This window comes from Streptomyces sp. NPDC051041 (assembly GCF_044456065.1).
Taxonomy (GTDB): Bacteria; Actinomycetota; Actinomycetes; order Streptomycetales; family Streptomycetaceae; genus Streptomyces; species Streptomyces glaucus.
Map to the genome: position 1 here is coordinate 165,448 of NZ_JBITFM010000001.1, position 12,196 is coordinate 177,643.

Genomic DNA, 12,196 nt, shown 5'->3' on the forward strand with positions numbered 1-12,196 from the left:
GGGCGGCGCCGGCCGGGGGGACCGGCGCGGTGGGCCCGGGGCGCCTGCCGCGGGGTCTGCTCGTGGGCGTCACTGGCCGGCCAGGCCCGTGTGGGCGACGCCCGCGACGATCTGGCGCTGGAAGAAGACGAAGACGACGATCAGCGGCAGGCCCGCCAGGAGGCCGCCGGCCATGAGCTGGGCCCACTGGATGCCGTAGGAGTTCATGACGGTCGCGATGCCGTTCGGCATGGTCATCAGGTCGGGGTTGTTGGTCACCATGTAGGGCCACAGGAAGTTGTTCCACGAGGCGATGAAGGTGAAGATGCCGACCGCGGCGAGCGAGGGGCGCGACAGCGGCAGCACGACGGTCAGGAAGACCCGCCAGCGGCCCGCGCCGTCGAGGAAGGCGGCCTCCTCCAGCTCGCGGGGGACGCCCTGGAAGAACTTGTAGAGGATGTAGACCATCGCGGCGGGCGCGCACTGCGGCAGGATCATGCCCCAGTAGGTGTCGACCATGCCCATCTGCTGGACCGTGGTGAACAGCGGGACGCCGAGGACCGCGGGCGACACCATCAGGCCGGCCATGACCAGGCCCAGCAGGGCGCCCTTGCCGCGGAACTCGGTGCGGGCGAAGCCGTATCCGGCCAGGGCGCTGACCGCCAGCACGACGGTGGTGACGCAGACGGAGACGACGAGGGAGTTCACGAACCAGTTGGTGATGTTGCCGCTCTCCAGGAGCGCCGTCCAGGCCTGGCCGGTCCAGTCCTCGGGCAGCCAGTGCGGGGGCGCCTCGACGGCCTCGGTCTCCGACTTCAGGGAGGTGAACAGGGCCCAGGCCAGCGGCGACAGGATCACCGCGGCGACGGCCGCGCCGATCAGGGTGAGCACGGCCTGGCCGGGCGACCAGGCCGCCCGGCGGGGCCTGGTCCGGGTCCGCGGTGCGGCGGCGGTCATCGGGCGTCCTCCTCACGGGTGCGCAGCAGCCACATCCGCGCCAGGGCGACGGCCGCGATGAGCACGAAGAAGATGATGGAGATCGCGGAGGCGTAGCCCACGCGGTAGCTGGTGAAGCCCTCTTCGAGGGTGTACTGCACGAAGGTGCGGGTGGATTCCTCGGGGCCGGGGGTGAAGTCCGTCATCACGACGGCCTGGTCGAAGACCTGGAGCGAGGCGAGGATCTGCAGGGTGACGACGAGGCCGGTGATGGTGCGCAGCATCGGCAGGGTGATGTGCGCCGTGCGGTGCCAGGCGTTGGCGCCGTCCAGCTTGGCGGCCTCGTACAGGTGCGCGGGGATGCCCTGGAGCGCGGCGAGGTAGAGCAGGAAGCTGAAGCCGACCGTCCACCACAGGGTGCAGACGACGACGGCGAGCAGGGCGTAGGACTTGTCGGTCAGCCAGGGCGTCTGGAGGCCGAAGACGTGGTTGATCATGCCGGTGCCGGGGTTGAACAGCCACTGCCACAGGTTGGCGGCGACGGTGGACGGCAGCAGGAACGGCAGGAAGAAGCACAGCCGCCACAGCCACTTCCCGCGCTCGATGTGGTGGGCCAGCATCGCGAGCAGGAAGGCGAGCACGGTGATGCCCGGCACGACGAGCAGGGTGAAGAAGGCGCTGTGGCCGAGCGCGTCCCACATCAGCGGGTCGCCCAGGGCCTCGCGGTAGTTGTCCAGGCCGACGAAGCCCGCGCCCTCGCCGGAGATGTTGGCGTCGGTGAAGCTGAGGTAGAGGCCGCGCAGCAGCGGCCAGATCACGAAGAGCGCGAACAGCGCGAGGAACGGGGCGACGAACCAGCCGCCGTGCTGGAACCCCTGCCGGCGGCGGACGGCGGCGCCCGGCGCGGCGGCCCCGGCGCGTGCCGGGCGGACGACGGTCTCGGCGCTGGTCGTCGTCATGCGGCCGCACCTTCCTGCGCGGCGGTCCTGCCGTCCATGGGGTTCTTCGCGGCGAGCAGCTCGGTGAGCACGCGCTTCATGCGGCGGGCGGCGGCGTCCGGCCGGGCGGAGCCCGTCGTCGAGGAGACGACGGCGGGGCCGACGCGCTGGGCGAGGATGCCGGTGGACCCGGCGAACCACACCTTCGGCTCGGTGGCCTGGTGGTCCATGGCCGAGACGTACTCGTTCTGCGGCTGGAGCCTTCGGTACGCGTCCGTGGCCAGGGTCGGCGTGTACGCCGGGATGTGCCCGCCGGCCGACCACTGCCGGGCGTGGGTGACGACGTAGGCGGCGAGCCGGTGCGCGGCCTCGTTGGCGGCGCCGCCGCGGCCCGCCTGGTGCGGCAGGACGAAGGCGTGCGACTCGGCGTGGGTGGCCGGCCGGCCGAAGACGGGGGGCAGCGGGATCGCGCCGTAGTCGACCTTCGCGCTGTCGAAGACCGGCACCGACCAGTTGCCCTCCCAGACGAACGGGGAGCCGTTGACGAACTGTTCGGCGCCCGCGCCGCCCCCGAAGGCCGGGTCGGCGTATCCGTCGGCGATGTGCCGGCGCAGGAACTCCAGCACCCGGGTGGCCTTGTCGGTGTCGAAGGTGACCTCGGTGCGGGCGTCGTCGAACCAGGTGCCGCCCAGCTGGGTGTAGAAGGCGACGAAGAACCACCACTGGAAGTTCAGGTCGTTGTGCCACAGGCCGATGGTCTGCAGCCCCTTCCCCGTGGCCTTCCTGGCCTCCTTCAGCACGTCGAACCACTCGTCGGCGGAGGTGACCGGCACGATCCGGCCGTCGGCGCCGAGCAGTCCCGCCTTCCTCAGCACGTCCTTGCGGTAGAAGCAGAGCTGGACGTGGATGTCGAGCGGGAGGGCGTAGAGCTCGCCGCCGACGACGGCCCGCCGCCACAGCGCGGGGCTGAAGTCCTCCTCCCGCACGCCGTACTCGGCGAGCAGGCCGACGTCCCAGGGGTCCAGGAGGCGGCCGGGCGAGAAGCCGGTGACCCGGCCCAGGTGCATGACGCCGAGGTCCGGTGCGCGGTTGCCCGCCGCGGCCATGGCGAGCTTGGTGTAGAAGGGGCTGCCCCACTGGAGGGTGGAGTCCTTCACCTCGATGCCGGGGTGGTCCGCGCGGAAGGCGTCCAGCATCGCGATCATGTTGTAGCCGTCGCCGCCGCTGAAGAGGTTCCAGAACCGCACGCGCGTGTCGGCGTCGGAGGCCAGTGCGTCCGCGCCGGTCCCGAGGGCGGCGAAGCCGAAGCTGCCGGCGACGAACAGTCCCCCGATCCCGCCCAGAAGCTGCCTGCGATCCAGGCCAGGTCGTCCCATGCCCTGCCCTTACTGTTCGAGAGTCAGCGTTCGAAAGATCTTTGTTCGAGATATCGGATGTTGCCCGTAACTTCGAACGGGACCGTAGGGTTGAAGCGCTTTCCCGTCAATGGGTCGCGCACGAGTTTCCCGCCGCCCCTCCGGCCGCCCCGGGCGGAAGGGACCGTTCCCGTCGCACCCCGGCCGGCGGACCGCATGACGCGGACCAAGGCGGGCACGTACCCTCGAACAGGCGCCGAACGGCGGCGGGAAGGGGGAGCGATGGGCGACGCGCCCGTGCGGCGGCGAGCGGCGCGGTGACGCACGCCCCGCCCCTGGAACACGTCCCTCCCCCGGAGCACGTCCCGCGCCCGGCGTTCGGCCCGGCGGGGTTCCTCGGCGAGTTCTACCCCTCCTTCTGGTGGATCCCGGCCGGGGTGCTGGCCGCCGCCCTGGCGATCAAGCTGCCGACGATCGTCCGGTTCCGGGGCGACCCGCTGCTGCGCGCGGTCGGCGGCCTGCTGCTGCTCGCCTGCGCCGTGTTCGTGTTCGTCGCGCCGTCGACCATCGCCTGGGTCAACCGGGTCACGGGCGTCCCGAACATCTCGGCTCCGTGGGTGTACTCCCTGCTGACCGCCTTCTGCGGCTCCTGCCTGCTGCTGATCATCGCCTGGCGCAACGGCCTGTCCGACCGCTCGGCCGCCACCCGCCGCGCCACGCGCTGGGTGGTCTCCGTCTACTCGGGCGTGATCGTGGCGCTGTGGGTCCTGTTCGTCCTCGCGGACGTGCCGGTGGAGCGGTTGCGGGACCTGGACACCTACTACGCCAACACCCCGTTCATGCGCGAGGAGATCCTGCTCTACCTGCTCGCGCACACCACGGCCGTGCTGATCACCTCGAAGCTGATCTGGAACTGGGTCCGCACCGACGGACTGGACGCCTGGCTGCGCTGGGGGCTGACGTTCCTCGGCGTCGGCTACGCGATGAACCTGCTCTTCGACGCCGCCAAGCTCACCGCGGTCGTGGCCCGCTGGACGGGCCACGACCTGGACTGGCTCAGCATGACCGTGGCGCCGGCCGTGGCCTGCCTGTCCGCCGTCCTGATCGCGGTCGGCTTCATCCTGCCGCACGCCGGCCAGTACCTGTCCGACCGCCGGCGCGTCCGCCGCGCCCACCGCGAACTGCGCCCCCTGTACCTGCTGATGCGGTCCGTCGGCGGCGGCGGCATCCCGTTCGTGCTGCGCGCCGGTCCCGAGCTGCGCCTGACCCGCCGCGAGACGTTCATCCGCGACGTGCTGCTGCCGCTGGCCCGGCACATCGACGAGGACCTGCGCCGGCGGTCGTACGCCGCCGCCCTGGCCCTCGGGCACCCCCCGGACCGGGCGAAGGCGCTCGCGGCGGCGGTGGCGGTGGCGGACGCCGTGGACGCCCGCCTCGCCGGGCGCGAGCGCGCGGACGGGGACGGCCCGGACACCGCGGAGCTGCTGCGGGAGATCGGCGCGGTCTCCCGGGCCCTGCGCCGCCCCGACGACCTGCGGCGGGTGCGGGCCCGCGCGGACGCCCCGGACGGCAGTGCGGCGGTCGCCGAGTGACCGCCCGGCTGGCCCGGCCGCCCCGGCCTTGGCATAGTGCACGGGTGTCCGAGCGGCACCCGGGCGAGCAGGGGGGAGAACGGTGCGCAGGAACAGGGAGATGCGTCGCCTCGCCGACGCCCTCGTCGACCCGATCCGCATCCCGGTGCCCGCCGATCCGGAGACCCTGTTCGAGGCGCTCGTCGACTCGGTCGGCGCGTGGCGGGGCCGTGAGGTCGTCGTCCACCGCAGGGCCTTCCCGCCGCACACCGCCAGCGGGCTGTGGCTGGAGCACGACACGCACGACGACGTCGTGGTCGACCAGCGGGCCGCCGTGTGGCATCAGATCGTGATCCTCTGTCACGAGGTGTGGCACATGCACCGGCGGCCCCCGGCCGCGCCCGGCGGCCCCCGGCCGGCCGCCGCCCGCACCGACTTCAGCCTGGCCGAGGAACAGGAGGCCGAACGGTTCGGCATGCTGATGGGCCGTCGGCTGCGCGCCTGGCTGGAGGGCGCGGCGGGCCCGGTGCCCCCGGCCCGCCCGGGCGACGCCCAGGACCTCGCCGGACGCATCGGGGCCGCGCTCGGCTACCGCGGGACGCGCCGATGAGCGGCCTGGTCAACTACGCCAGCTGTGCCGTGCTGTGGCTCGGCCTGCTGGTGAAGGCGCCGGACCTGATCCGCCACCGGCACGACCCGTACCTGCGCGCCATCTGCGCGGTGCTGGGCCTGGCCGGTCTGTGCTTCCTCCTCGGGGCGCCGCCGACGGTCGGGGCCGTCAACCACGCGAGCGGCGTCCCCAACCTCGCCGCGCCGCTGACGTACGCCTCGATCACCGCGTACGGCGCCGCCTCCCAGGTGCTGGTCGTCCACTGGCGCGGCGGGCCGCGGGTGCGCCGCGCCGCCCGCCGCTGGATCTGCGCCTACGCGGGCATCGTGCTCGGCATCGCCGTCGCCTTCGTCCTCGGCGACGCCCCGGTGGAGCGCCGCACCGACCTGGACACCTACTACGCGAGCACGCCTTACCTGCGCGAGATGATCGTGCTCTACCTGGCCGGGCACCTCACCGCCGCCGCCGTCACCGCCGTGTCCTCGCTGCGCTGGGCCCGGCAGGTGCGGGGCTGGCTGCGGGCGGGGCTGACGCTCCTCGGCGTGGGCACGCTGTGCAACGCCGGGTACAGCGTGAGCAAGCTGGTCGCCGTGGCGGCCCGCTGGTGCGGCCGGGACTGGTCGGCGCTGAGCACGCACGTCTCCCCGGCGGCGGCCGCGCTGGGCGCCCTGATGACGGCCGCCGGGGTGCTGCTGCCGCTGCTGGGACCCCGGCTGACGGAGAGCCGGCGGGCCTGGCGGGCGTACGTGCGGCTCGAACCGCTGGAGCGGGAGCTGGACGGCGTCCTCACCCGCCGCTCGCTCCGGCTGCCCCGGCCGCGCCCGGCCGCGCCCGCCACCCTGCTGGTGTGGCGCCAGACCAGCATCCACAACGCGCTCAGCCACCTGCACGCCGCCTTCGACCGGGACCTGTACGACCGGGTCCGAAGGACCGTGCTCGAGGAGACGGGCGACGCGGAGCGGGCCGAGGCGACCGCGTGGGCCGCCGTCGTCGTCACGGCCGTGCGGAAGGCGGGCGGCCCCGGGGCGCTCCCCGGCGGCGCCGGCCGTTTCCCCGACCCGGTGCCCGGCCCCGCCGCCCTGGTGCGGATCGCCGACGCGCTGGGCCCGGCGGCCCTCGTCGCCGCCCGCCCGTCCGGCGGCCGGGCCACGACGGGCACCGCGTGAACCGGCCGCCGGGCGAACGGAGCCGCGGAACGTGAACCTCGTCGTGTACCTGGCCGCCGGCGTCTTCGGGCTGTCGTCGGTCCTGCTGCTGCGCCGGCCGCGCACCGCCGTGCTCGACCCGCTGACCCTGTCCACCTGCGCGGCGATCGTCCTCGGCGCGCTGGTCTTCGTCTGCTCGGCGCCGCTGACGCTGGCCGCGGTGAACGACCTCACCGGCATCCCCAACTTCGGCGCCCCGCTGACCTACGGCATGATCTCCGCGTACAGCTGCGCGCTGACCGTCCTGCTGATCAACTGGCGGGGCGGCCCCCGCGCCCGGGTCCGGCGCATGGTGCTGCGCAGCGTCGCCGCCTACGGTCTGCTGATCGTCGCCGTCGTCGCGCTGTTCGCCCGCGCGGACGCGGACACCGAGCGGCTCACCGACCTCGACACCTACTACGCGAACACGCCGTACATGCGGGAGATGATCCTGCTGTACCTGCTGGGGCACAGCGCCGCGACGCTGGTGATGTGCGCCGTGTGCGTCAAGTGGGGCCGCGAGGTCACCGGCCCGCTGCGCACCGGGCTGCGACTGATCCTGGCCGGCCTGCTGCTGGACGTGGTGGGTTTCCAGCTCGCCAAGTACACCGCGGTCGCGGCCCGTTGGGCGGGCGGCGACCTCGACGCGCTGTCCACCTCCGTCGCCCCGCCGCTGGCCTCGCTGGGCGCGCTGCTGTGCTCCGCCGGTTTCGTGGTGCCGCGGCTGTGGCCGGCGGCCGCCGCCCACTGGCACGGGCTGCGCGACCACCGGCGGCTGGAGCCGCTGTGGTCGCTGGTGCGGTCCGCGTCCACCGCGCCCAGACCGCCCGCCCCCTGGTGGCAGCCGCCCCGGACGCGGCTGCACTGGCGCGAGGTGTCCATCCACGACGCCCTGCTGGCGCTCGCCCCCTACTTCGACGACCGGGTCCGCGCGCGGGCCCGGGACGCCGCCCTGCGCGGCGGGCGCCCGCCCCACCAGGCCCGCCTCGCCGCGGAGGCGGCCATGCTCGCCGACGCCACCCGCCGCGCCGCCGCCGGCGGGGAGCCCCTGGACGCGCCGAGCGCCCACCGGCTGCACGCCACGGAGGTGTCCGGTACGAGCGCACTGGTCGAACTGGCCCAGGAGCTGGCGCGTTCACCCGCCGCCGGCGCCGTACCCGCGCGTGCGGTGCGGGCCGTCCAGGGCCGAGCCCATGGCTGAATCGGAGGAGCCCCATGTCGCGTAGAGCTGTCGTCATCGGTGCCGGGCTGGCCGGCATGCTGGCCTCGGCGGCCCTGTCCACCGCCGTCGACGAGGTGATCGTGCTGGACCGGGACGACCTGCCCGACGGCCCGGAGCACCGCCGCGGCCTGCCGCAGGGCCGCCACGCCCATCTGCTGATGGCGGGGGGCCTGGCCGCCATGGAGGACCTGGTGCCGGGAGGGAGCGTGCGGGAGCGCCTGCTCGCCGCCGGCGCCCGCGAGGTCTCCCTCAGCTCGGGCATGCTGGCCCTCACCCCCGACGGCTGGCTGCGGCGCTGGCGGCGCCCGGGACCGAGCATGATCGCGTGCAGTCGGGCGCTGCTGGACTGGGCGGTCCGGTCCGCGGTGCTGGCCGGCACCCGGACCGAGATCCGCAAGGCCCGGGCGCTGGAGCTGCTGGGCACCGCCCGGCGCGTCCACGGCGTGCGGGCCGCCACGGCCGCCGGGGACACGGACGTCGAGGCGGACCTCGTCGTCGACGCGAGCGGACGCGGGTCGCGGGTGGTGACCTGGCTGGCCGGGATCGGGGTGTCCGGCCTGCGGGAGCGGACCGTGGACGCCGGGCTCGTCAACGCGACCCGCGTCTACCGGGTGCCGGAGGGCGCCGAACGCTTCCCGCTGACGGTCGTGCATGCCGATCCGTACACCTCCCGGCCGGGCCGGAGCGGGATGGTGCTGCCCATCGAGGGGGGCCGCTGGATGGTCAGCCTGGCCGGCACGCGGGGCGGGGAGCCGCCGGCCGACCCGGACGGCTTCCTGCGCTACACCCTCGACCTGCCCGACCCGCTGGTGGGCCGGCTGATCTCCGGCGCCGAGCCCCTCACCGACGTGCACCTCAGCCGCAGCACCCGCAACGTGCGGCGCTATCCGGAGAAGGCCCCGCACTGGCCGGAGGGGTTCGTGGTCCTCGGCGACGCCCTGGCCGCCTTCAACCCCGCCTACGGGCAGGGCATGTCGGTGGCGGCCCTCGGCGCCCGGGTCCTCGCCCGCGAGCTGCGCCGCAGCGGCCCCGACGCCCCCGGGCTCGCCCGGCGCGTGCAGCGCGGGGCGGCGCGGTCGGTCGACATGGCGTGGGCCGTGGCGGCCGGCCAGGACGTCCGCTACCCGGGGGCGGTCGGCGGGGCGCCGGGCCCCGCCGACCACCTCGTCACGGCGTACACCCGGCGCATGATGAAGGCGGCCGCCGGCTCCTACGACGCGGCCCGCGCGGTGTGGGACCTGACGAGCCTGCGGGCGGGCCCGGCCCGCCTGCTGCACCCGGCCGTGGTCCTGGCCACCCTCGCCGGCTCGCCCCTGCCGCCGGCCGCCCGGCCGCCGCTGACGGAGAGCGAGCGGAAGGTGGTGCGGGCGCTGGACCGGACCGGAAGGTGAGCGGGGCCGGGCGCCCGGGTCCCGGGGGGAGCCGGTGTCAGCCCGCGAACGCCGGCTGCTCCAGGCCCCGGCCCGCGCCCGGCACCACCAGCAGCGCGCCCGCCAGCGGGTGCGGCGCCACGAGGCCGGTGCGGGCCGTGGTGAGGTACAGGTCGGTCAGGTCCGCGCCGCCGAAGGCGCACGCCGTCACCCGCGGGACCGGCAGCTCGACGACCCGGTCGAGTTCGCCGTCCGGGGTGTAGCGGCGGACCGCCGCGCCGTCCCACAGGGCCACCCACACGCAGCCGTCGGCGTCGACCGTGAGGCCGTCGGGGAAACCGGCGCCCTCCTCGATCTCCGCCAGGGTGCGCCGGCCGGTGACCTCGCCGGCCTCGTGGTCGAAGACGTCGATGCGGCGGGTCGGCGTGTCGACGTAGTACATCAGCCGTCCGTCGGGGCTCCAGCCGGTGCCGTTGCTCACCGTCACGTCGTCCAGGACCGTGGTCACGGTGCCGTCGGCGGTGATCCGGGACAGCGTGCCGCCGCCGGACGCCTCGTCGTAGCGCATGGTGCCGGCCCACAGCGAGCCGTCGGGGGCGACGGCGGCGTCGTTGCCCCGGCGGCCGGGGACGGGCTCGCGGTGCAGCCAGCGGAAGTCCCCGCCGGCGTCCAGCAGGCCCACCCCGTCGCGCAGGTTGAGGACCAGGCCGCCGCCCGCGCGCGGCTTGGCGGCGCCCACGTGCTGCTCCGTGGCGCGGACCGTGCGCCGCCCGGAGGCCGGGTCGTAGGTGTGCACCCGGCAGCCGAGGATGTCGACCCAGACCAGCCGGCCGGCCGCCGCGTCCCACGTCGGGCCCTCGCCGAGGGCCGCCTCGGCGCGGACCGCCACCTCGTACGCCGTCGTCGTCTTCGTCGTCTTCGTTTTCGTCTTCGTCATGCCGCACTCCGGTGTCCGAGTCGCTCCGACAGGTCCGCCGCGCCCTTGGCGGCGAGCTGCTCCAGTTCCGCGCGCCGCTCGTCGCTCCAGCGGATCATGGGCACGGAGATGGACAGCGCGGCGACCACCTGGCCGGTGCGGTCGCGGACCGGGGCGGCCACGCAGGACACGTCCGGATTGGACTCGCGGCTCTCCACCGCGATGCCGCGCCGCCGTATCTCCGCCAGGGCCTCGCGCAGGGCGGCCGGGTCGGTGATGCTGTTCGGGGTCATCGCGGCCAGCTCGGCGCCGTCGGGGACGCGGGCGGCGAGTTCCCGCTCGGGGAGGGAGGCCAGCAGCATCTTGCCGACGGAGGTGCAGTGCGCGGGCAGCCGCCGGCCGGCCGCCGACACCATGCGCACCGCGTGCGTGGAGTCCACCTTCGCGATGTAGATGACGTCGGTGTCCTCCAGGATCGCCACGTGCACGGTCTCGTCGCAGGTCTCGGCGACGGACCGGGCGACCTGCTGGCCCTCGGCGGCCAGGTCGAGCTGCTCGGCGTAGCGCGCACCGAGCTGGTACGGGCGCACCCCGAGGCGGTAGCGTCCGGGCTGGCCCTGCACGGGGACGATGTACTTCCGGGCGGCGAGCGTGGTGACCAGCTCGTGCACGGTGGTGCGCGGCAGCTGGAGCCGGCGCACGATGTCGGGCGCGGAGAGCGTCCCGTCCCCGTCGAGGAAGAGCTCGAGAATGTCGAGAGCCCGGGTCACGGCTGGTACGAGGCGTCCCACGACCGGCCCCCTCCCTATGTGTCTCAGGCGCCTGCGATCCAGGCACCTATGTTCGAAATTTCAACAGGTGATCGGCATGACGAACACAGGCTAGCCACAGCGGTTCGTCCCGGGCAATGGGCCGCCCGCCACCGGGCCGGACGCGCGGCCGCCCGCCCCGCGCGCCCCGGGGGCCCCGCCCCCTCGTCCCGCACGGCCGGCGGGGCGGCCCGCGCCTCCGCCCCGGACCGCGGTCAGCGGCCGGCGGCCCCGAGCACCGCCTCGACGACGCGCGGCACCGAGCCGGGGTGCAGGAACAGGAACAGGTGGGGCTCCACCAGCTCCAGCTCCATCACCCACGGCCGGCCGTCGTCCCCGGTCACCAGGTCGACCCGCGCGTACAGCAGCTCGTGGTCCCCCGGCACGGCGCCCAGCGCCCGCTCGGCGACGGCGCGTTCGGCCTCGGTCGGCGTCCAGGGCGCCAGGTCCGGGTGGGTCACCTTGTCGGCGTCGTACGCCGTGCCCGGCGCCAGCACCGCGCCCTTGCGGCTGGCGTGCAGCAACCGGCCCCCGAAGAACTGCAGGGCCCGCTCGCCGTCGGTGTCGACGGACCGCACGTACGGCTGCACCAGGGCGGTGATCCCCTCGGCGTGCATCCGCTCCAGCTGCCGCAGGGCCGCGTCGCGCTCGCCGGGCGCGTAGCGGGCGGTGAACCGGGCGCCCGCGCCGAAGACGGGTTTGACGACGTACTCCCGGTCGGCGGGCAGGTCGGCCGGCTCGCCCGGGGCGATGTAGCGGGTGGGGACGACGGGCACTCCGGCCGCGGCGAGGTCCGCGAGGTACCGCTTGTCGGTGTTCCACCGCACGACCGGCGCCGGATTGGCCAGCCGCGTCGCCTTCCCGCACCGCTCGGCCCACGCGGTGAACTCCGCCGCCCGCCGGGTGTAGTCCCACGTGGACCGGATCACCACGAGATCGAATCCGCCCCAGTCGGTCCCGGCGTCGTCCCAGGCCACGCCGACGGCGTCGGCCCCCGCCTCCCGCAACGCCTCCACCAGTACCGGAAGGTCGCTGTCCAGATGTGTCCCGGAGCCTGGGTCGTAGGTGGCGAGCGCTATTCGGGGCACGGCGGGCTTTCCTCCGGGACGGCGACGGACCGGCCCGCAGGCTAGCAACCGCGCCCGTCACCGGGACACCCCGTCTCCCGCGCGGGCGCGCGGACCGCGCGGGAGACGGCGGCCCGGGCGTTTCCTCCGGCGGCCGGCGGTGTACGGAGGGAGCGTGGGGGCGCCGACGCCCACGGGGCGCGGCCGGTGACAGGCGGCCGGGCCCCGGCGCGGCGCCC

The 12,196-nt window shown here is 74.9% G+C and carries 11 protein-coding genes; 5 read left to right on the plus strand and 6 right to left on the minus strand.

The window, feature by feature from the left end; translation table 11 throughout:
• Window positions 1-69 precede the first annotated feature (69 nt).
• From ACIBAI_RS00770 to ACIBAI_RS00780, 3 genes are read right to left on the minus strand one after another with little or no spacing between them, the layout of a single operon-like run.
• Window positions 70-936, minus strand: coding sequence for a carbohydrate ABC transporter permease (locus ACIBAI_RS00770; RefSeq protein ID WP_344606834.1), 867 nt, complete (start codon window positions 934-936; stop codon window positions 70-72).
• On the minus strand, window positions 933-1,874 hold the full coding sequence (locus tag ACIBAI_RS00775) for a carbohydrate ABC transporter permease (protein WP_399030242.1): 942 nt from the start codon (window positions 1,872-1,874) through the stop codon (window positions 933-935). The genes ACIBAI_RS00770 and ACIBAI_RS00775 overlap by 4 nt, the downstream gene beginning before the upstream one ends.
• Complete coding sequence (locus ACIBAI_RS00780; RefSeq protein ID WP_399030243.1) at window positions 1,871-3,229, minus strand: extracellular solute-binding protein; 1,359 nt, start codon at window positions 3,227-3,229, stop codon at window positions 1,871-1,873. The genes ACIBAI_RS00775 and ACIBAI_RS00780 overlap by 4 nt, the downstream gene beginning before the upstream one ends.
• 314 nt (window positions 3,230-3,543) lie before the next feature.
• Here ACIBAI_RS00780 and ACIBAI_RS00785 point away from each other — a divergent pair, with 314 nt between their 5' ends.
• The 5 genes from ACIBAI_RS00785 (at window position 3,544) to ACIBAI_RS00805 (ending at window position 9,186) form a co-directional block, all read left to right on the plus strand.
• Complete coding sequence (locus tag ACIBAI_RS00785) at window positions 3,544-4,800, plus strand: MAB_1171c family putative transporter (RefSeq protein ID WP_399030710.1); 1,257 nt, start codon at window positions 3,544-3,546, stop codon at window positions 4,798-4,800.
• Between the two features lie 100 nt (window positions 4,801-4,900).
• Window positions 4,901-5,389 carry a toxin gene (locus tag ACIBAI_RS00790; protein WP_399030244.1) on the plus strand — a complete coding sequence of 163 codons (489 nt, stop codon included), beginning with the start codon at window positions 4,901-4,903 and terminating at the stop codon, window positions 5,387-5,389.
• The gene (locus ACIBAI_RS00795) at window positions 5,386-6,555 is read left to right on the plus strand and encodes an MAB_1171c family putative transporter (protein ID WP_399030246.1); all 1,170 of its coding nucleotides are present in this window, start codon (window positions 5,386-5,388) and stop codon (window positions 6,553-6,555) included. The genes ACIBAI_RS00790 and ACIBAI_RS00795 overlap by 4 nt, the downstream gene beginning before the upstream one ends.
• Window positions 6,556-6,586: 31 nt before the next feature.
• Window positions 6,587-7,774: an MAB_1171c family putative transporter gene (locus tag ACIBAI_RS00800; RefSeq protein WP_399030247.1), complete on the plus strand. Its 1,188-nt coding sequence runs from the start codon at window positions 6,587-6,589 to the stop codon at window positions 7,772-7,774.
• A 14-nt stretch (window positions 7,775-7,788) separates the two neighbouring features.
• The gene (locus ACIBAI_RS00805) at window positions 7,789-9,186 is read left to right on the plus strand and encodes an FAD-dependent oxidoreductase (RefSeq protein WP_399030248.1); all 1,398 of its coding nucleotides are present in this window, start codon (window positions 7,789-7,791) and stop codon (window positions 9,184-9,186) included.
• A 37-nt stretch (window positions 9,187-9,223) separates the two neighbouring features.
• Here the strand turns inward: ACIBAI_RS00805 and ACIBAI_RS00810 are convergent, their stop codons facing one another.
• The 3 genes from ACIBAI_RS00810 to ACIBAI_RS00820 form a co-directional block, all read right to left on the minus strand.
• Window positions 9,224-10,102, minus strand: coding sequence for an SMP-30/gluconolactonase/LRE family protein (locus tag ACIBAI_RS00810; RefSeq protein WP_399030249.1), 879 nt, complete (start codon window positions 10,100-10,102; stop codon window positions 9,224-9,226).
• The gene (locus ACIBAI_RS00815; RefSeq protein ID WP_399030250.1) at window positions 10,099-10,872 is read right to left on the minus strand and encodes an IclR family transcriptional regulator; all 774 of its coding nucleotides are present in this window, start codon (window positions 10,870-10,872) and stop codon (window positions 10,099-10,101) included. The genes ACIBAI_RS00810 and ACIBAI_RS00815 overlap by 4 nt, the downstream gene beginning before the upstream one ends.
• Window positions 10,873-11,105: 233 nt before the next feature.
• Window positions 11,106-11,978, minus strand: coding sequence for a RimK family alpha-L-glutamate ligase (locus tag ACIBAI_RS00820; protein ID WP_399030251.1), 873 nt, complete (start codon window positions 11,976-11,978; stop codon window positions 11,106-11,108).
• Window positions 11,979-12,196 lie beyond the last annotated feature (218 nt).